Annotated in this window: 23 protein-coding genes and 1 pseudogene; 19 read left to right on the forward strand and 5 right to left on the reverse strand. The window is 64.3% G+C overall.

All coding sequences use genetic code 11. The features are described 5' to 3' along the window. The first annotated feature begins 129 nt into the window (after positions 1 to 129). The 6 genes from Q0K23_RS08270 to Q0K23_RS08295 all read left to right on the forward strand — a co-directional run bounded on the left by Q0K23_RS08270 (position 130) and on the right by Q0K23_RS08295 (position 5,621). A complete protein-coding gene (locus Q0K23_RS08270; protein WP_294520558.1) occupies positions 130 to 2,043 on the forward strand; it encodes a S41 family peptidase in 1,914 nt (637 codons plus the stop codon). Between the two features lie 72 nt (positions 2,044 to 2,115). Continuing rightward, positions 2,116 to 2,775 carry a DUF1638 domain-containing protein gene (locus tag Q0K23_RS08275; protein WP_294520561.1) on the forward strand — a complete coding sequence of 220 codons (660 nt, stop codon included), beginning with the start codon at positions 2,116 to 2,118 and terminating at the stop codon, positions 2,773 to 2,775. Positions 2,776 to 3,046: 271 nt separating this feature from the next. Continuing rightward, the gene (locus tag Q0K23_RS08280) at positions 3,047 to 3,769 is read left to right on the forward strand and encodes a WecB/TagA/CpsF family glycosyltransferase (RefSeq protein WP_294520564.1); all 723 of its coding nucleotides are present in this window, start codon (positions 3,047 to 3,049) and stop codon (positions 3,767 to 3,769) included. Positions 3,770 to 3,780: 11 nt separating this feature from the next. Beyond that, positions 3,781 to 4,455 carry a thymidylate kinase gene (locus tag Q0K23_RS08285; protein ID WP_294520567.1) on the forward strand — a complete coding sequence of 225 codons (675 nt, stop codon included), beginning with the start codon at positions 3,781 to 3,783 and terminating at the stop codon, positions 4,453 to 4,455. A 64-nt stretch (positions 4,456 to 4,519) separates the two neighbouring features. Continuing rightward, entirely contained in the window at positions 4,520 to 5,068 is a 549-nt protein-coding gene (locus tag Q0K23_RS08290; RefSeq protein WP_294520570.1) for a DJ-1 family glyoxalase III, read from the forward strand. Next, positions 5,046 to 5,621 (forward strand): 5-formyltetrahydrofolate cyclo-ligase, encoded by a 576-nt coding sequence (locus Q0K23_RS08295; RefSeq protein WP_294520573.1) that lies wholly within the window; start codon positions 5,046 to 5,048, stop codon positions 5,619 to 5,621. The genes Q0K23_RS08290 and Q0K23_RS08295 overlap by 23 nt, the downstream gene beginning before the upstream one ends. A 60-nt stretch (positions 5,622 to 5,681) precedes the next feature. On the opposite strand, the gene Q0K23_RS08300 is transcribed toward Q0K23_RS08295, so the two are convergent. Beyond that, positions 5,682 to 5,849 (reverse strand): hypothetical protein, encoded by a 168-nt coding sequence (locus Q0K23_RS08300; protein WP_294520576.1) that lies wholly within the window; start codon positions 5,847 to 5,849, stop codon positions 5,682 to 5,684. A gap of 142 nt (positions 5,850 to 5,991) precedes the next feature. Here Q0K23_RS08300 and mltG point away from each other — a divergent pair, with 142 nt between their 5' ends. Genes mltG through Q0K23_RS08320 form a run of 4 tightly spaced genes read left to right on the forward strand, consistent with a single transcriptional unit; the run spans position 5,992 to position 9,869 of the window. Then, positions 5,992 to 7,212, forward strand: a complete 1,221-nt coding sequence (mltG, locus tag Q0K23_RS08305; RefSeq protein WP_294520579.1) for an endolytic transglycosylase MltG — start codon at positions 5,992 to 5,994, stop codon at positions 7,210 to 7,212. After that, positions 7,205 to 8,422: a U32 family peptidase gene (locus Q0K23_RS08310; protein WP_294520581.1), complete on the forward strand. Its 1,218-nt coding sequence runs from the start codon at positions 7,205 to 7,207 to the stop codon at positions 8,420 to 8,422. The genes mltG and Q0K23_RS08310 overlap by 8 nt, the downstream gene beginning before the upstream one ends. A gap of 12 nt (positions 8,423 to 8,434) precedes the next feature. Then, positions 8,435 to 8,686: a kinase to dihydroxyacetone kinase gene (locus Q0K23_RS08315; protein WP_294520584.1), complete on the forward strand. Its 252-nt coding sequence runs from the start codon at positions 8,435 to 8,437 to the stop codon at positions 8,684 to 8,686. 31 nt (positions 8,687 to 8,717) lie between these two features. Then, a complete protein-coding gene (locus Q0K23_RS08320; protein ID WP_294520586.1) occupies positions 8,718 to 9,869 on the forward strand; it encodes an acyltransferase in 1,152 nt (383 codons plus the stop codon). 46 nt (positions 9,870 to 9,915) lie between these two features. Here the strand turns inward: Q0K23_RS08320 and Q0K23_RS08325 are convergent, their stop codons facing one another. The 4 genes from Q0K23_RS08325 to Q0K23_RS08340 form a co-directional block, all read right to left on the reverse strand. After that, complete coding sequence (locus Q0K23_RS08325; protein WP_294520589.1) at positions 9,916 to 10,944, reverse strand: LacI family DNA-binding transcriptional regulator; 1,029 nt, start codon at positions 10,942 to 10,944, stop codon at positions 9,916 to 9,918. Between the two features lie 25 nt (positions 10,945 to 10,969). After that, a complete protein-coding gene (locus tag Q0K23_RS08330) occupies positions 10,970 to 11,548 on the reverse strand; it encodes a hypothetical protein (RefSeq protein WP_294520592.1) in 579 nt (192 codons plus the stop codon). Between the two features lies 1 nt (position 11,549). Next, positions 11,550 to 14,000, reverse strand: a complete 2,451-nt coding sequence (locus tag Q0K23_RS08335; RefSeq protein WP_294520595.1) for a glycoside hydrolase family 3 C-terminal domain-containing protein — start codon at positions 13,998 to 14,000, stop codon at positions 11,550 to 11,552. A 224-nt stretch (positions 14,001 to 14,224) separates the two neighbouring features. Continuing rightward, entirely contained in the window at positions 14,225 to 17,692 is a 3,468-nt protein-coding gene (locus Q0K23_RS08340) for a glycoside hydrolase family 3 protein (RefSeq protein ID WP_294520598.1), read from the reverse strand. A gap of 212 nt (positions 17,693 to 17,904) precedes the next feature. Here Q0K23_RS08340 and Q0K23_RS08345 point away from each other — a divergent pair, with 212 nt between their 5' ends. The 9 genes and pseudogenes from Q0K23_RS08345 to Q0K23_RS08385 form a co-directional block, all read left to right on the forward strand. Next, on the forward strand, positions 17,905 to 18,504 hold the full coding sequence (locus tag Q0K23_RS08345) for a TetR/AcrR family transcriptional regulator (protein WP_294520601.1): 600 nt from the start codon (positions 17,905 to 17,907) through the stop codon (positions 18,502 to 18,504). Between the two features lie 57 nt (positions 18,505 to 18,561). Beyond that, positions 18,562 to 18,900, forward strand: coding sequence for a histidine triad nucleotide-binding protein (locus Q0K23_RS08350; RefSeq protein ID WP_294520605.1), 339 nt, complete (start codon positions 18,562 to 18,564; stop codon positions 18,898 to 18,900). Between the two features lie 121 nt (positions 18,901 to 19,021). Beyond that, a pseudogene (locus Q0K23_RS08355) lies at positions 19,022 to 19,099 on the forward strand (HIT domain-containing protein); the annotation flags it as partial. Positions 19,100 to 19,280: 181 nt separating this feature from the next. Beyond that, on the forward strand, positions 19,281 to 19,496 hold the full coding sequence (locus Q0K23_RS08360) for a helix-turn-helix domain-containing protein (RefSeq protein WP_148316972.1): 216 nt from the start codon (positions 19,281 to 19,283) through the stop codon (positions 19,494 to 19,496). Further along, a complete protein-coding gene (locus tag Q0K23_RS08365; protein ID WP_294520610.1) occupies positions 19,489 to 21,795 on the forward strand; it encodes a DNA internalization-related competence protein ComEC/Rec2 in 2,307 nt (768 codons plus the stop codon). Before Q0K23_RS08360 ends, Q0K23_RS08365 begins: the two co-directional genes overlap by 8 nt. Before the next feature lie 25 nt (positions 21,796 to 21,820). Next, positions 21,821 to 22,864, forward strand: coding sequence for a DNA polymerase III subunit delta (gene holA, locus Q0K23_RS08370; protein WP_294520613.1), 1,044 nt, complete (start codon positions 21,821 to 21,823; stop codon positions 22,862 to 22,864). Between the two features lie 27 nt (positions 22,865 to 22,891). Beyond that, a complete protein-coding gene (locus Q0K23_RS08375) occupies positions 22,892 to 23,503 on the forward strand; it encodes a toprim domain-containing protein (RefSeq protein WP_294520616.1) in 612 nt (203 codons plus the stop codon). 122 nt (positions 23,504 to 23,625) lie between these two features. Beyond that, entirely contained in the window at positions 23,626 to 24,030 is a 405-nt protein-coding gene (locus Q0K23_RS08380) for a Fur family transcriptional regulator (protein ID WP_294520619.1), read from the forward strand. Between the two features lie 37 nt (positions 24,031 to 24,067). Next, positions 24,068 to 24,396 (forward strand): rubredoxin-like domain-containing protein (locus Q0K23_RS08385; RefSeq protein ID WP_294520622.1); only part of this gene is annotated, 329 nt, incomplete at its 3' end.

The raw sequence follows: 24,396 nt of genomic DNA on the forward strand, positions 1-24,396 counted from the left end.
GAAAAAGCGCGGGCAGGCCTTGAGCCTGCCCGCGCTTTGTAGTAAAATGATTACATTATGTAAAGCAATACGGGCTTTGCGCCGCTGAGGCCCACGGCCCGATCCGATATCAGTAAGGGAGTTCTGCCCATGAAAGCGAAAAAGAAACTGCTGCGCCGCGCCCTGTCCGCCCTGCTGTCCCTGATGCTGCTGGCCGCTCCGGCGCTTGCTCTGGATACCGCCCAGGCCGGCGAACTGCTCCAGAAATATTACATCGACAGCGTCTCCCAGGAAGTACTCTCCCAGCCCACGGTGGAGCGCATGCTCTCCGCCCTGGGGGACCCCTATACCCAGTATTTTGACGGCCGGGAGTACGCCGAGTTTCTGGCCTCCATGTCCGACACCCGGACCGGCGGCGTGGGCGTGACCAGCACCATGACGGACCGGGGCCTGGTGGTGGAGGCGGTGACGGAGGGCATGCCTGCCCAGCGAGCGGGCCTCCGGCCGGGGGACATCATCACCGCGCTGGACGGCGTCACGGTCATCGGCCAGAGCGCCGAGGCTGCGGCGGAGCGGCTGCGGGGCGAGCCGGGCACCCAGGTGACCCTCACCGTGCTCCGGGGCGGGGAGAGCAGGGACTATGTCCTCACCCGTGAGGAGCTGGTGATCCCCGCCACCACCACCACGCTGACGGACGGCCACATCGGTTACATCCGCTGTACCACCTTCGGCGAAGAGACGGAGGGCCACTTTGCCGAGGGCATCCGGGCCAACGACACTGCCGCGGACCTCTGGATCGTGGACCTGCGGAGCAACGGCGGCGGCAGCGTCAGCGCGGCCACCCAGGCGGCGGGCGAGTTTGTGGGCCAGGGGAACCTGGTCTACCTGCGGGACAAGGCGGGCAGCTACGCCGTGGAGTCCCGGGAAGAGGACAAACTGACCATGGACCCGGTGATCGTGCTGGTGGACGGCGGCACCGCCAGCGCCTCTGAGATCTTCGCCTCTGTCGTGCGGGACGAGAACCGGGGGATCGTCATCGGCAGCCGGACCTACGGCAAGGGCGTGGCCCAGATCCTGCTGGACGAGACCGTGTACCCCGGCAGCTTCACAGAGGGAGATGCGCTGAAGGTGACGGCCTACCGCTACTTCTCCCCCAACGGCACCACCACCGACCGGGTGGGGGTCATCCCCGACCTGCTGGTGGACGACGCCTATACCGCCGACGTGGCCTATCTCCTCTCTGCCCCCGCTCCCACCGGGGATACCTCCGGCCTGCTGCGGGTGGATATGAAGTGGCGGTGGTATGTGGACCTGGACGCGGCGGTCTCCGAGACAGGCAGGCCGGCCTTTGCCGCGCTGCTGGAGGCCCTCCCCGCCCAGACGCCCCTCTGGCTGGGCACCGGAGGCGCCGACGGCTGGAAGAGGACCACTGCCGGCGAACTGGCGGAGCAGTACGGCCTGACGGACTATGCGCCCAGAGCCTTTACCGATCTGGAGGGCTCTCCCTACGCCGCCGCCATCAACACCCTGGCCACCTATGAGATCGTCTCCGGCCCGGGCGACGGGACCTTCCGGCCCCAGGGCACCCTGACCCGGGCGGAGTTCTGCGCCCTGCTGGCCCAGGCCCTCCACGACGGCAGAGCGGGGGACACCGGCTTTGCCGACATCCCTGCCGACGCCTGGTATGCCCCCTCTCTCAACGCGCTCACCGCCATGGGGCTCGTCAGCGGGTACGGCGACGGCCTCTTCCACCCCGAGGACCCCATGGACCACCAGCAGTTCCTGACCATCATGGGCCGGCTGGCGGAGTACCTCTCCATGAACTTCTATGGGGCGTCTCAGACCGAGCACTCCGCCGCCCTGGGGGACTACTGGGCCTGGGCGGACTGGTCCGTGGAGTCGGTGTGGCTGCTGGACGGCAGCCAAAGGAATATCATGGGCCAGCGGCTCTCCATCCTCTGGGACGATCTGCGTGACATCGACCCCACCGCCCTCACCACCCGGGAGGAGGCCGCCGCCATGGTGTACAATCTCTGCGTGGTCACCGGCCTGCTGACGGTGTGACCGGTCAGAAGCAGGCGCGGAAGGGCAGACTGCCGTCCTCTGCGGACAGGAGCGGTAGCGGGAGGCGGATGAATGGAGAAGATCATTTTGGCGTGCGACTCCCTGCGGCTGCATGTGGAGGCGGCGCAGGCAAAGATGGGCACCCAGTATGAGGTGCGCCTGCTGGACAGCAGCCTCCACGCCCGGCCGGAGAAGATGAACGAGGCGGTATTTGAGGCCATAGCGGGGATGCCCGAACAGGTGGACACGGTGCTGCTGGCCATGGGCCTGTGCGGCGGCTCGGTGTCGGGCCGGGCCTTTCCCCGGCGGACGGTGATCCCCAAGGTGGACGACTGCATCACGCTGCTGCTCCACAGGGATCAGACCTGGCACTCGGACCTAAAGGAGTGTGGGCACTTCTACCTGACAGACACCCTGGACAGTCGGCTGTCCATCGAGAACATGTACCAACGCCTGAGAGAGGACTACGGCGAGACAGACGGCACGGAGATCTTCAACATGTGGTTTGCCAACTACGAGAGCGTGGATATCATCGACACCGGGGCCTATCCCTGCCGCTCGGTGGACTATGTGGAGAAGGCCAGGCGTCAGGCGGCTCTGGTGAGATGCCCCCTCACCTATGTGGGCGGCAGCAATCTGCTGCTGGAAAAGCTGGTCTCCGGGCAGTGGGACCACCAGTTCATTGTGGCGGAGCGGGGCCAGGTGCTGGATCAGACGGATTTCTCCTGCTAGCGTACAATCACAGATGGAAAATCTCCCCATCTCATGGATGGGGAGATTTTTTGTGCACGGAGGCGGCAGGGGGCGTTTTCTTCACCGGCGGAGGGGGGGCCTATGGGGGAAAGGCCTTCCGGCTGCGGGGTCATTCACTCCGGCGAGGCGCCGGAGAAATTGTCAATCCTTAATTTTTGGAAAGCGGCGGGTTGTTCACGGCTTTTTCATGGACTTTTTCAGCCGTATGTGATATTATCTAACGGAATCTATCTCGTGTGGAGGCATTGCATTGAGAATTGATGTACTGGGCGTCGGGTTTGACAACCTGACGCTGGACGAGGCCATCGAGCGGGGCGCCGGGCTGGCCGCCGGGGAGAAGTTCTCCTACGCGGTGACACCCAACCCGGAGTTCCTGCAGCAGGCCAAGAAGAATGAGAAATTCCGCGCCGTGCTCAACGGGGCGGACCTGGTGCTGGCCGACGGCATCGGTGTGGTAAAGGCGGCGTCCATCCTGGGCCGGCCCCTGAAGGGCAGAGTGCCCGGCATCGACTTTGCCGCCGGGCTGCTGGGGCGGATGGCCCGGTCCGGGGAGCGGCTGTTCCTGCTGGGGGCCAAGCCCGGCATCGCCGAGACCGCCGCCGCCAATCTGCAGAAGCAGTACCCCGGACTGATGGTGTGCGGCACCCATGACGGCTATTTCCAGGACCCCAGGCCGGTGATCCGGGCCATTCAGGACGCCCACGCCGACGTGGTGTTCGTCTGTCTGGGGGCCCCCAAGCAGGAGCTGTGGATGGCGGAGTACGGCCCGTCCACCGGCGCCCGGCTCATGGTGGGCCTGGGCGGCGCGCTGGACGTGTTCGCCGGCGCGGTGGAGCGGGCCCCGGAGAAGTGGCAGAAGATGGGCATGGAGTGGCTCTACCGGCTGCTCAAGGAGCCTCAGCGCATCGGCCGCATGGCCAAGCTGCCCCTGGTGCTGGTGGACGCCGCCGGCGCCCGGCTGCGCGGAAAGTGAGGGCGCGGCAGATGTCCGGCAGGTTGATCGTACTTGAGGGGACCGACGGGTCGGGCAAGTCCACCCAGTTCGCCAAGCTGTGTGAGCGGCTGGAGGCGGGCGGCACGGCGTTCCGGCGGCTCATCTTTCCCCAGTATCAGGAGCCCTCGTCCGCCCTGCTGCGGATGTATCTGAACGGGGAGTTCGGCACCCACCCCGACGACGTGAACCCCTACGCGGCGTCCACCTTTTACGCGGTGGACCGGTACGCCACATGGAAAAAGGACTGGGGCGGCTATTATCAGGCGGGCGGGCTGGTCCTGTCCGACCGGTATACCACCTCCAACGCGGTGCACCAGACCTGCAAGCTGCCCGAAGCGGAGTGGGAGGGCTTCATCCGCTGGCTCTTCGACTTTGAGTGCGGCAAGCTGGGGCTGCCCCTGCCCGACCTGGTGATCTACCTGGATATGCCCACCGACAAGGCGGTGGAGATGCTCCGCTCCCGGGAGAAGGCCACCCACACCAAGGGGGATATCCACGAGGTGGACACGGAGTATCTGGCCAAGTGCCGCCGCACCGCCCATGCCGCCGCCAGGCTGCTGGGCTGGCAGAGGGTCTCCTGCGTGGACGGCAGCGGCGCCGTCCGGTCCATTGAGGACATCCACCGGGAGATCTGGGATATCATAACCGCGCAGAATCTGCTCTGACCCCAAGAACAATGGAAAATTCACCGGGGCGGCTGAGCTCCGGAAAAAACAGGAGGAAATGAACATGATTTATATTCTGCTGGGCAATGGCTTTGAAGAGTCTGAGGCGCTGGTCCCCCTGGACCTGCTCCGCCGGGCCGGCGCCAAGGTGACGCTGGTGGGACTGGACGGCCTGGAGATCACCAGCAGCCACGGCGTCACCGTGAAGGCGGACGTCACCATGGACGAGGCCCACGACCCCGAGGATATGGAGATGCTGGTGCTGCCCGGCGGCCTGGGCGGCGTGGAGTCCATCCAGAAGAACCTGTTTGCCCTGGCTCTGATCCAGAAGGCCTATGACCGGGGCTGCTGGCTGTGCGCCATCTGCGCCGCGCCCACCGTTCTGGCCCGGGCGGGCTGCCTGGACCGCCGGAAGGCGGTGTGCTACCCCGGCATGGAGGACGAGATGGGCTCCGCCGTGGTGCAGAAGGGTAGCCAGGTGGTGACCGACGGTCGCATCATCACCGGCGAGGCTGCCGGCTCCTCCTTTGAGTTCGGTCTGCGCCTGGTGGAGGTCACCTGCGGCCGGGAGGCCATGGAGCGGGTGCGCAATGCCGTCCACTTCCATCACTGAGCAGAAAACGGCCCTGCGCCGGGCGGTGCGCGCCCGGCTGTCCGCCATGTCCCCGGAGGAGCGGGAGGAGAGCGACGGAATACTATTCCGCCGCTTTCTGGCGTTGCCCCCATTGGAGACGGCGGACAGGGTCCTGCTGTTTTACGGCATGGGCACCGAGCCGGACACGGCCCGGCTGATCCCTGCTTTGCTGGACCGGGGGAAGGAGGTCCTGCTGCCCCGCTGCCTGCCCGGCCGGGCCATGGAGGCCCGGCGAGTGACCGGGGAGAGCGTCCTGATCCGGCACCGGTACGGCATGCTGGAGCCGGGGGAGGACTGCCCGCTGGTGGAGCGGGAGAAGATCGGCCTGATCCTGGTGCCCGGGCTGTGTTTTGATGGGCGGGGTTATCGGCTGGGCCAGGGCGGGGGATACTATGACCGTTACCTGGCCGGCTATACCGGGGTCACGGTGGGCCTGTGCCGCCGAGCAGTGCTGCAGGAGGCGGTCCCCCGGGAGCCCCACGACCATCCGGTGGACCTGGTGGTGACCGACGGAGAGCCTGTCCCGGTGTGAGACGGGAAAAGCGGGCCCCGGAGGGCCCGCCCATACCGCCGTCCGGCGGGAGGAGACGGCTCAGCAGCAGCCGCAGCCGTCGTTGCAGCCGCAGTTGTTGCCGCAGTTGTTGCCACAGCCGCAATTGCAGCCGCAGGAGCTGCCGCCGCAGCAGCAGCACAGAAGGATGATGATCAGGATGATCCAGAGGCAGCTGCCGCCGCCCATACCGTTGTTACCACAGCACATGTAGATATTCACCTCACATTATTCTGAGGAACCGGGGGCCCGGGCCGCCGTTCCCTTCACGACCCATACTATGTCTGCCTCTGATCTGTGGTGACAGGAGGACATTTGATTTTTTCTTTTGCAATGGATAGGAGTTGAAGCAATGTCTCACTACGAAGGAAAGCGTGAGGTGCCCCGCCGCCAGACCCATCAGGAGAGCGGCAGCGCCGCGCCGCGGAGAGAGAGCGGCCAGCAGCCCCGCCGCCGCCGTCGCCGCCGGCTGGGCGCCCTGGGCGCGCTGCTCTATGTGGTGCTGGTCATCGGCGTTTCGGCCCTGCTGGCGGGCCTGGGCTGGATCTGGGCTGGGGATGTGCTGGCCCTGAACAAGGCCGAGGTCACCGCCACCATCACCCTGCCCGACGATATCTTTACCTACACCGAGGAGACCAACCAGGAGGGAGAGACGGTCACCGTCTCAAAAGCCGACGTGGGCTATGTGGCCGACCAGCTCAAGCAAAACGGCATCATTGAGTACAAGTGGCTGTTCCAGCTCTTCTGCGGGTTCACCGGCGGCAAGGAGAAGATGACGCCGGGCACCTATACCCTCAGCACCAGCATGGACTACAGCGCCATCATCCGCAACCTGAGCGCCAAGTCCTCGGCCCGGACGGAGGTGACGGTGGTCATCCCCGAGGGCTCCACAGAGGCCCAGATCTTTGCCATCCTGGAGGAGAACGGCGTGGCCACAGTGGAGGAGCTCAACGACGCCGCCGCCAACCACGACTTCAACTTCTCCTTCCTCAAGGGCGTGCTGCCTCTGGGGGACCCCACCCGGCTGGAGGGCTACCTGTTCCCGGATACCTATATCTTCTATCAGAATATGGACCCGGTGCAGGCGCTGAACAAGATGATACTCCGCTTTGACGAGGTCTTTACCGACGAGATGCGGGAGAAGGCGGCGGCCAACGGCCAGACCGTCCACGACATTGTGATCATCGCCTCCATGATCGAGAAGGAGACCACCGGCAACGACCAGACCGACATCGCCGACGTCATCTACAACCGCCTCTACAACCCCACCTCGGAGACGGCGGGCTACCTGAACATCGACGCCACCATCCAGTATATCCTGCCCGAGCGGAAGGAAAAGCTGACGGCGGAGGATCTGGCCATCGACAGCCCGTACAACACCTACAAATATACCGGCCTGCCTGCCGGGCCCATCGCCAGCCCCGGCCAGGCCTCCCTGCGGGCCGCCATGAACCCCTCGGGCAACGGCTACTACTTCTACGCCCTGGGCGACGACGGCGAGCACCACTTCTTCAAGACCTACCAGCAGCAGGAGAACTTCAAGGCGACGCAGGAGCTGTATCAGAATGGATAAAAAGAGACCGGAGCTGCTCTGCCCCGCCGGGGACATGGAGCGGCTGAAGATGGCGGTGGCCTATGGGGCGGACGCCGTCTATCTGGCGGGAACCATGTTCGGCATGCGCTCCTTTGCGGGCAATTTCACCCCCGAGGAGCTGAAGGACGCCGTGGGCCTGTGCAAGGCCCACGGCGTGGCCGTGCATATCACCTGCAACACCATGCCCCGCAACGACGAGGTGGCCAGGCTGCCCGAGTGGCTGGAGTACCTGGATCAGACCGGCGTGGACGCCGTCATCGTGGCCGACGTGGGCACCCTGGCCCTGGTGAAGCGCTACGCGCCCCATGTCCGGGCCCATATCTCCACCCAGGCCAGCATCGTCAACTACCAGTCCGCCTCCACCTGGTACGACCTGGGGGCCAGCCGGGTCATCCTGGCCCGGGAGCTGACCCTGGATGAGATCCGGGAGATCCGGGCCAAGACCCCCAAAGAGCTGGAGATCGAGTGCTTTGTCCACGGGGCCATGTGCGTGTCCTATTCCGGGCGCTGCCTGCTGTCCAACTACATGACGGGCCGGGACTCCAACCGGGGCGCGTGCGCCCAGCCCTGCCGGTACAAGTACGCCCTGATGGAGGAGAAGCGGCCCGGGGAGTACTTCCCAGTCTATGAGGACGAGAAGGGCACCTACATCATGAACTCCCGGGACATGTGCATGATCGACCACATCCCCGAGCTGGTGGAGGCGGGGGTGGACAGCTTCAAGATCGAGGGCCGGGCCAAGAGCGCCTACTACGCCGCCATTGTGACCGGGGCCTACCGTCACGCGGTGGACGCCGCCCTGGCGGGGGAGCCCCTGGACCCGGTGTGGCGGGATGAGGTGGAGCACATCAGCCACCGGCACTACTCCACCGGCTTCTTCTACGGCCAGCCCGGCCAGTTCACCGAGGACTCCCGGTACATCCGGGACTGGCAGGTGTGCGCGCTGGTGGAGTCCTGCCAGAGCGACGGCACTGCGGTCCTGTCCCTGCGCAACAAGTTCGCCGTGGGGGACGAGCTGGAGCTGGTGGGGCCGGACGTGCGCCCGGAGCGGTTCACCGTGTCCGCCATGACCGACGGCGACGGGCTGCCCCTCACCGAGGCCAGAAAGCCCCAGATGAAGCTGATCATGAAGCTGCCCCGGGCCGTGCCGCCCCTGTCCCTGTTGCGGCGGCAGGTGTCGGGAGAATAAGGAGGAATTTGTATGTTGGAGTACAAGTTTGACACCCAGCTTCTCATCGCAGGAGAGAACCTCTCCGAGGACGAGATCCACGATTACATCGCCCAGAACATCGAGGGCGACTGCCTGCTGGCCTTTGGCGACGAGGACCTGATCAAGATCCACTTCCACACCAACACGCCCTGGAAGGTGCTGGAATACTGCGCTTCCAAGGGCGACATCCACGACATCGTGGTGGAGAACATGGAGCGGCAGGAGAACGGCCTGAAGGGCTGACCCCATTGGGGGGAAGGAGGCTGAACGCCCCTTGAGCAAAGCGAAACGCGTCCGGCGGCTGGACTTCGACCTGCTCCGGGTGGCCTCCATGGCCGCCGTGGTCTACCTCCACACCGCCGCGGACGGGCTGCGCCAGTCGGAGCACATGGCCCTGTGGCACCTGTCCAACCTGCTCTCCGCGCTGGCGGTGGCGGCGGTGCCCCTGTTCTTCATGCTCTCCGGCGCACTGCTGCTGGGCTCGGACAAGACCGACGACCCGGCCTACCTGCTCCGCCGCCGACTGCCCCGGGTGGCTGTGCCCGGGCTGTGCTGGTCGCTGCTGGTGGTGGTTGGGGTCTGGCTGACCCAGGGCGGGGAGGCGGCGCTGCTGAAGTTTGTAAACCTGCCCGCCATCTCCGTCCTCACGCCCTACTGGTTCCTCTACGCCCTCATCCCCATGTACCTGCTCTCGCCCCTGCTCAAGCGGATGACCGACCATCTGGAGGAGCGGCACTGGCGGTACCTGCTGGGGCTGTGGGTGGTGGTCACCCTGGCAATCAACCAGCTCAGCGGATTTCTGCCCGACCCCTGGTACGCCCTGCTGCGGGAGAACGCCACATTGAACGTGAGCGTGCTGGAGGGATATCTGGGGTATTTCCTGCTGGGAGCCTGGCTGGAGCGGCTGGAGAAGCCGCCTGAGCGCCGGATTCTGCTGGCGGTTGCCCTGGGTAGCTGGGCGGTGATCGCCCTGGGCACCTGGATCGTCTTCCTGGCCACCGGCACCTACGGCGAGCAGTTCGCCACCTACCGGGGCGTCTGCACCATGGCCCTTTCCGCCTCCCTGTTCCTGCTGTTCAAGGACCTGTTCCGGGGCAGGAGGAGCGGCCGGGTGGTGGTACTGCTGTCGGCCTGCTCCTTCGGCGTGTACCTGGCCCACCCCATGGCCATCGCGGCCATCAGAGGGCTGCTGGGGGGCGCGCTGAGTATACCCGCCCAGCTGGCGGTGTGGCTGCTGTCCCTGATTGGCTGTGTTCTGGGCACTGTGCTGGTGTCCAGCGTGCCGGGGCTGTGCTTCCTGGCGACGGGGCAGCGCTTCCGGGACGCCTGCCGGGAGAGCAATGTGTTCGCCCTGCTGCGGCTGCGGCGGGGAAAGCCGGGCGGAAAGCGGCTGGCGGGAAAACCGCCGGAATCGCAACATAAATAGCGCAAAAAAACAGCGCCGGATGAAAATCCGGCGCTGTTTTTTGCGTTTACACGTTCTGGCTGATGCAGATGTGCAGATCGGTGAAGAACTTGCTCTTGGCGGGGAGGGTGCCGAAGGCCAGGTACTCATAGAGCAGCTGGAGGGGGAGGGAGCCCTGGATGTCGGGCTGCTGGACGATGGTGGCGGAGATAAGGCCGTTTTTCAGCAGCTCCTGCTGGGCAGGAGCCAGATCGTGGGTGATGACCGCCAGATTGCGGCCCCGTGCGGCCCGGTGGATCTCCTGGCACACGCCGTAGTCCCCCATGTTGACGATATAGATGGCCTTCATGTCGGGATTTTGCTCCACCAGATCCACCACCTCGGTGAAATCTCCGTTGTGGAACAGGGCGGGCATGCCGCCGTCCACCATGGACAGCCCCGGATGGTTGGCGGAGAGCTCCTGGGAGAAGCCGCCCATCCGCCCGGCAAAGCTGGGGGAGTTGGGGCCGTCCGCCGCGGCGATGCCCACCTGCCCCCGGCCCTCGGTGCACAGGGACACCAGGCCGGCGGCCACCCGGCCGGACTGGACATAGTCGCAGCCCACATAGGCCAGGTGGGGGGCAAAGTCCTCGTCCAGATTAAAGAACACGGTGGGGACGCCCTTGGCGTTCATCCGCTGGATAAAGGACATGAAAGCGGCGGTGCGCAGGGGCAGCGCGGCGATGCCGTCGGGCTGGTTGTCCTCCACCTCCCGGAACAGCCGCTCCAGATAGGGGGTGTCCAGCTGGCGGACCAGGTAGAAGTCCACCGTCACGCCGAACTCCCGCAGCTCAGCGGCCTTGTCCCGGGCGGCGTGGAGGATGTCCAGGTGAAAGACGAACTCGGGCCCGTGGAAGATGAGAAAGGCCAGATGGAGCCGGCGCTTCTTGACGGCCAGAATCTGGCCGGCCATGTTGGGGCGGTAGCCCATCTCCTCGATGAGGGCCCGCACCTTGGCCTCCGTCTCCGGATTGACGCCGGGCCGGTTATTGAGCACCCGGTCCACGGTGCCGCGGGAGACGCCCGCCCGCTTGGCAATGTCCTTTATGGTGACCATAACCGTTGACCTCCCCGCAATCTTCTCAGGCCTGCTTGGCCTCAGGGAAGATGACCTTGTTGACAAAGAAGAAAATAACCATGGAGATACCGCCGTTGAGGACCACGGTACCGATGTTGTAGATAAAGTCAGGCACGAACATGCCGGCCACCGCCACCCACACGCAGTTGATGGAGTTGACGATGCAGTTGATGATGATGAAGGCCACCACATACCAGGCGATCTGCCAGGCCAGGTTCCCCTTGCTGCGGAAGACGAAGTTGCGCTGGATGGGGAAGTTGATGATCTCGCCGATGGCCATGGCGATCATGTAGGCGCAGAAGTAGCCCAGGCCGCCGTGGGCGGTGTCGTAGCCGAAGATGTTCCACTGGAAGGTCTCGCCGAAGAGGGTCACCGGGATGCCGGGCCAGCCGAAGTCCACGTTGGACAGGCTCTGGAAGGCCAGGGGCAGGAACTGGAGGATGAAGTACTTGAGCACGGTCACCAGGTTGCTGACGATGACGAACAGTCCGCCCTCCCGGATCCACTTGGAAGCCTTGGGGTGCTTCTCGGCGAAGCTGTTCCACCAGCCGGCCAGGCCGGTCTTGCTTTTATTGTCGGTCATATCAGTTTTCTCCTTTCGCATTGCCCGCCTGGGCCAGAGCCTGGGCGGTCTCTTTCTTTGCCTTGTTCATCCGGAAGTTCGCGGAGATGAGGTGTCCCAGGCCCTTGAAGAAGTGGCCGTTGAAGATCTCCACCAGAGCGGCAGACATGTCCATATCAAAGGCGCCGCCCATCATCTTGGCCACGCCGCGGAAGGGCATGTTGTAGATGAAGAGGATGTTCAGGTCGGGGGTGCCCTTGGCGTCGGCCTTGTTCTTCATATGCGTGAGGATGGAGTAGACCAGCCGTCCGATCCAGCTCTTGGCGTAGAACAGCTGGGAGAAGGTGTCGTTCATGCCCAGGGGGACGGAACGGTCCCACTTGGCGGGGGGGATGGGACGGCCCAGCAGGTACTCGAACTCGGCGTCGCCCACGTCGCTCACCTTGCCGGAGCAGTAGCTGGGCAGCTTGCTGAGATCGTAGGGGGCGGGGGCGTCGGTGCCCTTCACCGCCACGGTGGCGGTGAGACGGATATCGGCGCAGGAGGCGCCCACACGGAGCTCGTAGTCGCCGCTCTCCACCTCGAACTTGCCGGTCTTCACGTTGAAGTACCGGAAAGCCTTGTCGTCCAGCTCCACGGTGACGGTCTTGCACTCGCCGGGGTTGAGGAACACCTTCACAAAGCCCTTGAGCTCCTGCTCGGGGCGGAACACCACGCCGCCCTTGCGGGAGACGTACACCTGGGCGATCTCCGCGCCGGCCACGCTGCCGGTGTTGGTGACGGTGAAGGTGACGGACTTGTCGGTGGCCCGCAGGTCGGCATAGGCGAAGGTAGTGTAGCTCAGGCCAAAGCCGAAGGGGAAGCGGACGGGCACCTGGGCGGTCTGGTAGTAGCGGTAGCCGATGTACATGCCCTCACGGTACTCGGAGGTGGCCTCAGTGCCGGGGAAGTGGCGGTAGGCGGGGGTGTCCTCGTACCGCATGGCCCAGGTCTCGGCCAGCTTGCCGGAGGGGTTGACCTTGCCGGTGAGCACGTCCACCACGGCGCCGGCGCCGGCCTGGCCGCCCAGATAGCCGTGGACCACGGCCTTGCAGCTGTCCAGCCAGGGGGTCTCGATGGGGGAGCCGCCGGAGAGGACTACCACCACGTTGGAGTTGACCTTGGCCACGGCCTCCAGCACATCGACCTGGTTCTGGTGGATCTTCATGTGCTTCCGGTCCAGGCCCTCGGACTCGCTGATCTCGTCCAGGCCCATGTACAGCAGCACCACATCGGCGTTCTTGGCCAGCTCCACGGCGGCGTTCTTCTTGGCCTCATCGGCCCCGCCGTGGCGGATGAAGCCGGGCTCAAAGCCCACCAGCTTCAGGCCGCTGCCCGACTTGATGACGGAGAGGGCACAGTCCAGCTTGGTGGGGTTGACCATGCTGGAGCCGGCGCCCTGGTAGCGGGGAGTCTGGGCGAAGTCGCCGATGACGGCCACGGAGGTGCCCGCCTTCAGGGGCAGGATGCCGTCCTCGTTCTTGAGCAGCACGATGGTGCTCTCGGCGGCCCTGCGGGCGGTGGCGTGATGCGCCTCCACGTCGAACTCCTTGGGGGCGTCGGCGGGGATGACGGTGGCGAAGAGCACGCTCAGGTACTCGTCCAGCCGCTGGTCGATCACGTCCTCGGAGAGGGTGCCGGCCTTGACCGCGGCCACCAGTTCCCGGTCGCTGTTGCCGCCGGTGGCGGGCATCTCCAGGGCGTTGCCGCAGCGGAGGCCCTCGGCCCGGTCGTTGCTGCCGCCCCAGTCGGTGACCACGAAGCCGTCAAAGCCCCACTGGTCCACCAGGATGTCCCGCAGCAGCTCCTTGTCCTCGTTGGCGTACTTGCCGTTGATGCGGTTGTAGGCCGACATGATGGACTTGGGGTGGCCCTCCTTCACCGCGATCTCAAACCCGGTCAGGTAGATCTCACGGAAGGTCCGCTGGTCCACCACGCTGTCCGAGTGCATGCGCAGGGTCTCCTGGCTGTTGGCGGCGAAGTGCTTGGGGCAGGCCGACACGCCCTGGCTCTGGATACCGCGGATGTAGGCGGCCGCCATCTTGCCTGCCAGATAGGGGTCCTCGGAGAAATACTCAAAGTTGCGCCCGCACAGGGGGGAGCGCTTCATGTTCAGGCCGGGGCCCAGCAGCACGCTGACGCCCTGGGCCTTGGCCTCTTCGCCCAGCATTTTGCCCAGCTCCTCGCCAAGCTCCGGGTCCCAGGAGTTGGCCATGGTGGCCGCCGTGGGGCAGCAGGTGGCGGGCAGCGAGGCGTTCAGGCCCAGGTGATCCGCAGCGCCTGCCTGCTTCCGCAGCCCGTGAGGGCCGTCCGACAGAAACATCCCCGGGATGTTCAGCCGCTTTACGCTCTTGGTAGTGAAGTTGCCCTCGCCGCTCAGCAGGCTGCACTTCTCTTCAAGGGTCATCTTCTTGATTAAGTCCGCGTATTTCAATCCCTTACACTCCTTTTCTGGAACATTATGTCCCCTGCCGCCGGTGTTCTGTGCTCGAACACGGCCTTTGCACATAGTATAGCAGAAAGAATTGAGAATGGGGTACCTTTGACGTAATCGGTACGTTTATGTGCGTAAATTGCAATTCGGAACAGACACGGAAGAAAATTCAGGCCTTAGATACCGCCCGACCGCCTGCCGGAAAGGCAGGCGGTCGGGGGGAATCAGGTATTTGCAGTGCCGGAGACAGTGCAGGTGATGCCGGTCTGGAGGTTCTCCACATCCATGGTGTAGTTAGAGCCGTCAGACGTGGTGGCAGTGAAGGAGCGGGAGTCGCCGGTAAGGGAGATGGAGCCGTCGTCGTTGAGGACCCAGGTGCCGGAGTCGGTCTGAATGCCTGCATTCTCGGCGTTGTAGTCGAAGGCGACGGTGAAGGTGTTGTCGCCCATGAGGACCACGTTGCATACCAGCCAGCCGTCGCCGGTGCCGGTGAGGGTGAGATAGGAGCCGTCGCTGGGGGCGGAGCTGCCGCCGCCCTGGACGGAGCCGGAGACGGTGCAGATGACGCCGGTCTCCACGTTCTCCACGTCCATGGTGTAGGTGGAGCCGTCGGAGGTGGTGGCGGTAAAACTGCGGGAGTCGCCGGTAAGGGAGATGGAGCCGTCGTCGTTGAGGACCCAGGTGCCGGAGTCGGTCTGAATGCCTGCATTCTCGGCGTTGTAGTCGAAGGCGACGGTGAAGGTGTTGTCGCCCATGAGGACCACGTTGCAGACCAGCCAGCCGTCGCCGGTGCCGGTGAGGGTCAGGTAGGCATCGGCACTGGGCGCAGAGGACTCGGTGGGCTGGATGGTCTCGGAGGCGGTGGGGGCGGGGGACTGCTGGTCGCCGTCGGCCGCGGCCACGCCGCCGGTGCGGAAGAAGGCGGCCCAGAAAATGAGGGCCAGCACCAGGGCGATGACCACCACAATGCCGATTCTGGCGGGAACCTTCACACTGTTCTTCCACTTGCTGCGGTTGAGGAACACGAAGAGGGCGGCGGAGAGGACGGCGGTGTCCAGCACCACCAGGAGCACCAGCCAGTAGGGGGAGGTGTCGGCGGCGGCGGACACGGCGGCGCTGTTGGCCTGGGTGTAGAGGATGTTGTGGCAGGCGGTGCGCATGGCCTGCTGGGCGGTGTTGCCGGAGCTGTCCAGGGTGACGCCCATGAGGCAGAGCATCATGTCGCCGCCGGCCCGGATGGCCAGGTTTACGTCCATCCAGGAGGTGTTGCCCATGGCGGAGTCAGTGACCACCATGCCCTGGAAGCCCCACTCCTCCCGGAGCACGCCGGTGAGCAGGGCGGGGTTGGTCCCGGCCCAGGTGGCGCCCAGGTAGCTGTAGCTGCTCATGACCGCGGTGGCGCCGCCCTCTTTGACGGCGATCTCAAAGGCCCGGAGGTAGATTTCACGCATGGCCTGTTCGTTGGCCCACACAGAGAGGGAGAGGCGGTTGCTCTCCTGGTCGTTGAGGGCGAAGTGCTTGACGTAGCAGTACACGCCCTGGCTGGCGGCGCCCCGGATGGTGGCGGCGGCCAGCTTGCCGGAGAGAAGGCTGTCCTCGGAGTAGTACTCAAAGTTGCGGCCGGAGAGGGGCGTGCGGTGGATGTTGGCGCCGGGGGCGTAGAGGCCCACCACGTGGTTGGCCACGGCCTCCGCGCCGAAGGTGCGTCCGAACTCCTCCACCAGGGCCTGGTTCCAGGTGGAGCCGATGACCACCTGGCTGGGGAAGGACACGCCCCGCAGGTTGCTCACCAGGCTGTTGATGCCGGCAGGGCCGTCCAGGTCGTTGGTGGCGGGCTTGCCCACGCTGGTGACCTCGGGGGTGGACCAGCCGCCGTTGGAGATCATGTTGGTCATGTCCTCCACACTCAGCTGCTCCAGGAGCTGCTCCCACATGGGGTCGTCGTAGTCCTTGCCGGACAGGTCCTCCAGGGTGAGGCCGTGGTTGGCGAAGGTGATGGGCTGGTCGTCCGGGTCATTCTCGTACACCGGCGCGTTGGTGAAGGCCTCCACCACCTCGTCGGAGGCGGCTTTGCCGTCGGTGCGGGCGGTGGGCAGGGTGCCCTCCCAGTCGGCCCGGGAGACATACTGGGTGATCTGGCCGTTGGTCACGTCGTCAAAGCGGTTGACAGCGGCGGTCACATCGGTGGAGCGGGGGTTGCTCTCGTCATAGACAATGGTGGAGGTCACAGTGTACTCCCGCTGGTCGATGACGTCGTGGGCGTTGTTCATTAGCTTGATCTGATAGGTGCCGGACTCCAGCACATAGCAGCCGTTGGTCTGGTAGTCGTAGGAGGCCATGTCCTCGGCGGCAAAGGTGATGGTGACCGACTGGCTGTCGCCGGGCTGGAGCAGCTCGGTCTTGTTGAAGCCGGCCAGCACCACGTGGGCCTTCTCAATGCCGCCCACGGTGTAGGGGGCGGTGTAGTAGACCTGGACCACGTCCTTGCCGGGGACGCTGCCGGTGTTGGTCACCTTCACGGTCATGGAGATGGAGCCGTCGGCGTCGGAGTAGTCCTCAATTTCCTGGGTAAAGGTGGTGTAGCTCAGGCCGTAGCCGAAGGGGTACTGGACGGCAGCCTGGTAGGCATCCTCGTCGCACACGCCGGTCTCGTTGTCGATCCAGCGGGTCTCGTAGAACCGGTAGCCCACATAGATGCCCTCGGCGTACTCCACATAGTTGCGCTCCAGGTTGCTGTATGTAAAGTCGCCCGCGTTCCAGTAGGCGGGGGAGGAGGAGATGTCGTAGGCGTAGGTGTCGGTCAGGCGGCCGGAGGGGTTCACCACGCCGGACAGGGCCTCGCCCACGGCGTTCATGCCTGTGCTGCCGGGGCCGCCGATCCACAGGGCGGCGTCGATGCCCTCGTCCTCCAGAAAGCCCAGCTCCATGGCGTGGGAGGAGTTGATGAGCACCACCACAGTCTCATAGCCCTGGGACTTGACCAGCTCCAGCAGGTCCTCCTCGTCCTGGGTGAGGGAGAGGTAGCTGCGGCCGTCGTCGGTGTCGCTGTACCCGGCCGCGTACATATCGGCGGGCAGGTCGCCGCCCTCGCCGCCGATGCGGGAGAGCATGACCACGGCCACGTCGGAGAAGTCCCGGGCCTGCTGGAGCACCTGGTCGGTGTACTGGGACACAGGCACCTCGGCGGGGGTGAAGTTGGAGCCGGTGTAACCGCCCTGCTCGGGACGGCTGACGCCGGAATTGCGGTAGAAGTCGGCCAGCTCCTCATTGACGGTGAAACCGGCATTGGTCAGGCCCTGGATCAGGTCCACGTTGGAGGACGTGTCGCTGGAGCCGCTGCCGGTGCCGCCGTAGAGGGGGGAGACGGTGGCGTAGCCGAACAGGTTGACCTTGGCGCCCTGCTCCAGGGGGAGCGCGCCGTCCTTGTTCTCCAGCAGCACCAGACCCTCGGACTCCAGCTCCTGGGCCATCAGCAGGCTGGCCTCCTTGGCCTGGTCGGGGGTGAGCTGCTCGGCGGTGACGCTGCCGCCGGTGAGGCGGCTGTTCAGGTTGGCCGCCATAAAGGCGTTGATGGCGGGATACAGCCGGATACATACCACGTTGACGATCAGCGCGACGACCAGCAGCACGCTGACCAGGATGACGGGCAGCTTTCCCGCCGGACGGGGTGATGCCGTGTTCTTTTCTCTCATGTCCATACTCCTCTTCCTTTCGTTTTGCTCGTACACGGATGAAAATAGCAAAAATCTATTGCTTTTCCATTGCTCATGATGTATTGTATTCAACACAGTGTTGTTTTTCAATCATTAGATTTTTTAAAAACGCCGTGTTCAAGACACAAGTTGAAAAAGTGTTGGAATTAAATCATAAACGGTGAAAAAAGACGGGAAACAGGAGGAGCACCATGGAGAAAGAGGAGCGGAAGGAGAACCAGCGGACCCGTCTGACCAAGCGTCTGCTGCGGGAGAGTCTGCTGGGGCTGCTGGAGGAGAAGCCGGTGGAGCGGATCACGGTAAAGGAGCTGTGCGAGCGGGCGGAGCTCAACCGCTCCACCTTTTACGCCTATTATCAGGATGTGGTCCAGCTGTACTATGAGATGGGCAACGAGCTGGTGGACGCCCTGCTGGACTATGTCCGGGACATGGGGGCGGACAGGGTACAGACGGAGCCCATGCTGGCCTATATCAAGGAGCGGCGGGAGATGTTCGCCTTGCTGATCTACAACGGCCAGTTTATGGATATGAACGCTCCGCTTCAGCGTCGGGTATTTGAGGAGACCATCCGGTACATTTGGCCTGCGGGAGCGGAAATGTCTGTGGCGGGGCCGGAGTGGAAGTACATCCTCCAGTACATGTTCATGGGCGGCAGCGGCCTGATCCACCGGTGGGTGCGGGACGGCTGTGATATGGAGCCGGCGGAGCTGGCGGCGCTGCTGGGCGGCCTGACGGAGACTTTGCTGCGGGCGGCGCTTGGACTGGCCCGTCAGAAAGGCAAAAAAGCATGACAATTTGGCGAGGGTGTGGTATACTGAAGAAAATGTTTCCCGGAAGGAGGCTGTTCCATGAGCGACTGTCTGTTCTGTAAGATTGCGGCGGGCGAGATTCCGTCCAAGAAGGTCTACGAGGACGACCAGGTCTATGCCTTTTACGACATCGATCCCCAGGCGCCCACCCATTTTCTCGTGATTCCCAAGGAGCACATCGGCTCCTGCGGCGAGATCAACGCCGAGAACTCCGGCGTGGTGGCCCACGCCTTTGAGGTCATCTCCAAGGTGACCAAGGACCTGGGCATCACCGATTTCCGCGTGGTGTCCAACTGCGGCGAGCAGGCCGGCCAGAGCGTGCACCATCTGCACTTCCACGTGCTGGCGGGCCGGGATATGACCTGGCCTCCGGGCTAAGGGCCTGCGAGCCGCGCCAAGCGTTTTGGGCCGCAGGACCAAAACCTTGATGCCGGGCGGATTCACTCCGCCCGAGCAGATAAAATAAACGGGGCACCCCAGGCGGTTTCCGCCTGGGGAAGAGCAGGCCGGCCAGAGCGTGCACCATCTGCATTTCCATGTGCTGGCCGGTCGGGATATGACCTGGCCTCCGGGCTGATAGCAGCATCTAGGGTTGGCCCCTCATCCGTCTGGCCTGCGGCCAGCCACCTTCCCCCTCGGGGGAAGGCAAAAAAGGCGGTCTTTGACCGCCTTTTTTCATTGAAATAAATTGAAGCCGTATGGGTGAAACTAGCGCGGAAGAATGTTGCCGTTTGGTAGCATTTTTCTGAGGTGATCCCATGCACTTTCAGAGAATTGAGGACCTGCGGGTTGACCACGACAAGAGCCAGATTGAGATAGCGGCTTATCTCAACCTGAACCGGAACGTCTACTGGCGGTATGAAAAAGGAATTCGGGAAATTCCTGCCTGGGCTGTGATTAAACTTGCAGACCTGTATCAGACCACCACCGACTATATTCTGGGACGCACAGACGACCCCTCTCCCCGTGCGTAAGCTGGCCTCCTTTGCGCTGCCCTTTGGGGCGGGCGTATACCTGTCGGTGTACCTGCTTCCCTGGCCGGTCCGGCTGGCCGGGGCGGTGGTGTGCGCCCTGATTTGGGCGGTATGCCTGCTCCGCTGGCGCAGACAGCGGGAGGACAGGCGGCTGCGTCTGGTGCTGTGTGCCGCGGGTCTGGCCCTGGGCCTGTTGTGGAGCTGGGGCTATGACATGCGCACGGTGTACCTGGCGGAACAGCTGGCGGGGACGGAGGGGACCGTCACCGCCCAGGCGGCGGACTGGCCCGAAGCAGGGACGTCCAGCGTCTCAGTGGAGGTGCGGTTACTGGACCCGGACGGGCCGGATCTGGGGGTGATCCTCTATTTTTACCCCGGAGACGAGGCCGTCCCGGACATAAAGCCCGGCGACACCCTGACCTGTACCGCCCGGCTGAGGCTGGCGGACGCCATCGGCGGGGAGAAGAGCGGCTACTACTATTCCAAGGGGATTTTTCTCACCGCCAACGCCGGAGAGCTCCCGGCCGTCACACCGGCGGAGTCCGTGCCCCTGCAATACTGGCCCGCATTGTGGCGCAGGGCCATGGGGGAGCACATTGCCGAACTGTTTTCCGACGAGACCGGCGGTCTCGCCCTGGCCCTGACCACCGGGGACAAGTCCGGTCTCACCGGCGGGTTCTATACCGCCCTCAAGCGCTGCGGCCTGGCCCATGTGGTGGCTGTGTCCGGCATGCACATGAGCATGGTGGTGATGCTGCCCGCCATGCTGGTGCGCAGGCGGCGGAGAAAGATGATGGCCATGGTGTCCATCCCGCTGGTGCTGGCCTTTATGGCCCTCACCGGCTTCGCGCCCTCGGTGGTGCGGGCCGGTGTGATGCAGATTCTCCTGCTGCTGGGCCCAGCCCTGAGCCGGGAGGGGGACACGGTGACCTCCCTGTCCTTCGCCCTCCTGCTGCTCCTGCTCCAGAACCCCAACGCCGCCATGGATGTGGGCCTTCAGCTCTCCTTCCTGTCGGTGGCGGGCATTCTCACCATTACAGGGCGGCTTAACGAGAAGTTTTTCCACCGCTTCCCCCTGAAAAAGGGGAAAACACGCCCCCGGCGGCTGTACAACAGCGCCGTCCGCTTCCTGGTGGGCTGCGTCACCATGAGCATCGGGGCCATCGCCTTCACTACGCCCCTCACGGTTTATTATTTCGGCACTGTCTCCCTGGCCTCGCCCCTGGCCAACCTGTTAACGCTGTGGGCCGTGACGGTGCTCTTTCTCCTATGCCTGCCCGCCGCCGCCCTGGGCGGGGTGCTGCCTCTTTCGGGTACGGTGCTGGCCGCTCTGGCGGAGCCGGTGAGCTGGGTTTTCCACCGTATCGTGTACGGCCTGAGCGGCCTGCCCTTTGCTTCGGTCAGCCTGGAGGCGGGCCGGTATCTCCTGTTCTGGCTCCTCTTCGTCTACGGGGTCATCGGGGCCTGTATCCTGTTCCGCAGGGAGAAGCCCCGGCCCCTTGCCCCGGTGTGCTGCTGCGCCGTGACCCTGGCGGTGGCCCTCATGTTCAATATGATCTCCCTGCGGGGCAGCGGCCTGACCGTCACCGTGCTGGACGTGGGCCAGGGGCAGAGCATACTGCTGACCAGCCAGGGGAACACGGCCCTGGTGGACTGCGGCGGCAGCGGCGCCGACGACCCGGGGGACATTGCCGCCGACTACGTGCAGACCATGGGCAAGAGCACTCTGGACCTGCTGGTGCTGACCCACTTCCACGATGACCACGCCTGCGGCGTGCCCGAGCTGATGGAGCGGCTGACAGTGTCCGCCCTGGCGGTGCCGGACGTGGAGCCGGACAACCCCCTCCGGGCGGAGATCCTGGCCCTGGCGGAGGAGAGGGGGACCGAGGTCGTCTTCATCGAGGAGGACGCAACGGTGGAGCTGGGCGGCGCGTCCCTCACCCTCTACGCGCCCCTGGGCACCGGCGGCGGCAACGAGGAGGGGCTCTCCGTGCTGGCCACTCTGGGGGACTTTGACGCCCTCATCACCGGAGACATGAACGCCGCCGTGGAGCGGCGGCTCATCAAATACGGGAATCTGCCCGACATCGAGCTGCTGGTGGCGGGACACCACGGCTCCAAGTCCTCCACCTCGGAGGAGCTGCTGGCGGCGGTGATGCCGGAGTACGCCGTCATCTCCGTGGGCTACAATTCCTACGGACACCCTGCCGACTCCACCCTGGACCGGCTGGAGCAGGCGGGCTGCGCCGTCTGGCGCACCGACCTCCAGGGTACCATTACCGTCCGGGCGGCGGACTGAATCCACCCACAAGGGGGAATGACCCATGGCAAAAAAGGAAAAGGCGGACAGCGCCGCCTATCAGAAGCTGAAAAAGGACATTGCCGACGGCACCATCGGCCGGCTCTACGTGTTCTACGGGGAGGAGGCCTACCTGCGGGACTTCTACCTGGGGCAGATGAAGAAAAAGCTCCTGCCCGCGGGCATGGAGGAGTTCAACCTCCACACCATGTCGGGCAAGGAGTTTGACATCAAGCGCCTGGCCCAGATGGTGGACTGCCTGCCCATGATGAGTGAGCGCACCCTGATTGTGGTCAGCGACTACGACCTCTACAAGGGGGACAAGGAGGGCCTCACCGCCCTCTTTGCAGACCTGCCCGACTATGTGTGCCTGGTCTTTGTCTACGACCTCATTGAGTACAAGGCGGACGCCCGCACCAAGCTGGCCGCCGCCCTGAAGGAGCACGGCAGCGTGGTCAACTTCGCCCGGCAGGAGCAGGGGGACCTGGTGGACTGGGTCCGCCGCCGCTTCCGTGCCACCGACCACGACATCGGCTCCGAGGAGGCCAAGTACCTCATCTTCCTCTGCGGCGACCTGATGAACGGCCTCATCTCGGAGATCGGCAAGATCGGCTCCTATGCCAAGAACCACCGCATCACCCGCCAGGACATCGACGCCGTGGCCACGCCCCAGCTGGACGCGGTGGTGTTCCAGATGACCGACGCCATCGCCGCCGGCAACTTCGAGCGGGCTGCCGCCGTCCTGGGGGACCTGTACCACATGCAGGAGGCCCCCATCAAGATCCTGGCCGTTCTGGGGAGGCAGCTCCGGCAGCTCTACTCCGCCCGGCTGGCCATTGAGAACCGGAAGGGCACCTCTTATCTGATGGAGCTGTGGGGCATGCGCTCGGCCTACCCGGCGGAGAAGCTGATGCAGTCGGCCCGCCGGTTCTCTCTGCCCTGGTGCCGCCGGGCGGTGATCCGCTGCGGGGAGATGGACCTGGCCATGAAGTCCACCGGCGCCGACGGGGAAGAGCTGCTCACCCAGTTTCTGCTGGAGCTGGCGGGGGCCTCGTCCCGAAAGCGCTGAAAACGCCGGACAGGAGAGATACCAACTATGCTGAAAATCAAGGAAGCCGTGGTGGTGGAGGGGCGTTACGACAAGAACACCCTCTCCCAGCTGGTGGATACCATTATTATTGAGACGAAGGGCTTCGGCATCTTCAAGGACAGCGAGCGGCTCTCCCTGCTCCGCCGTCTGGCCAGGGAGCGGGGACTGGTGGTGCTCACCGACTCGGACGGCGCGGGCTTTGTGATCCGCAACTTTCTCAAGGGGGCTATCCCGCCCGGGCAGGTGAAGCACGCCTATATCCCCGACCTCTTCGGCAAGGAGCGCCGCAAGCGCCAGCCAGGGAAGGAGGGCAAGCTGGGGGTGGAGGGCATGCGCCCCCAGGTGCTGGAGGAGGCGCTGCGCCGTGCGGGGGTCACCTTCCTGGATCAAGAGTCGGGGGAGAACATATCCCGCCGCCCCATCACCAAGGCGGACCTGTTTGCCGCCGGGCTGTCCGGCGGACCGGACTCCGCCCAGCGCCGCCAGGCCCTGCTGCGCCGTCTGAATCTGCCAGAGCACATGACGGCCAACGCCATGCTGGAGGCGCTGAACGTGTTTTGTACCTATGAGGAGTTTCAGAGCGCCCTTTCTGCCTCTGAGGAGGCGCAGGAACCGTAAAATTCATTCCGGGCATCTCCCAAAAATTATTTTCGAAAAAGCGAAAAAAACCCTTTACAAACTCCGACCAGTATGCTATGATAATCCTGCAAACAAGAATTACTACTGATAAGGAGGCGAGTATGGAACGCACCATCCGGTACAGCAAAAAGCGTGAGGCCATTCTGGAGGCCATCTGCTCCACCGATATCCACCCCTCGGCTGACTGGATCTATCAGCGGCTCAAGCCCGCCCATCCGGATCTGTCGCTGGGCACGGTCTACCGGAACCTGAACTTTTTCCGGGAGCAGGGGACGGTACAGTGTGTGGCAGTGGTCAACGGACAGGAGCGCTTTGATGCAAACGTCCGCCCGCACAACCACTTTATCTGTGACTGCTGCGGCGCTGTGATCGATCTGCATCAGATTCCGGTGGACGCCGGGCTGGACCGGCAGGTCAGCGAGACGTACGGACTCCAGGTTCACCACCACGACCTTGTTTTCCACGGCACCTGCGCAGAATGCAGGGAGAAAAGCCAGATCAGTTGAATAAAACAAAAAATCAAAAAATTAGGAGGAAATCAACATGAAGAAGTTTGTGTGCACCGTCTGTGGTTATGTCTACGAGGGCGAGACCGCTCCCGAGTTCTGCCCCATCTGCAAGGCTCCCAAGGAGAAGTTCAAGGAGCAGACCGGCGAGAAGAGCTGGGCCGCCGAGCACGTGGTCGGCGTGGCCAAGGGTGTGGACGAGAGCATCCTGCAGGGCCTGCGTGAGAACTTCCAGGGCGAGTGCTCCGAGGTCGGTATGTACCTGGCCATGGCCCGTGTGGCTCACCGCGAGGGCTATCCCGAGATCGGCCTGTACTGGGAGAAGGCCGCCTATGAGGAGGCCGAGCACGCCGCCAAGTTCGCCGA

The organism is uncultured Pseudoflavonifractor sp., from assembly GCF_944387275.1.
GTDB classification, from domain to species: Bacteria; Bacillota; Clostridia; order Oscillospirales; family Oscillospiraceae; genus Pseudoflavonifractor; species Pseudoflavonifractor intestinihominis.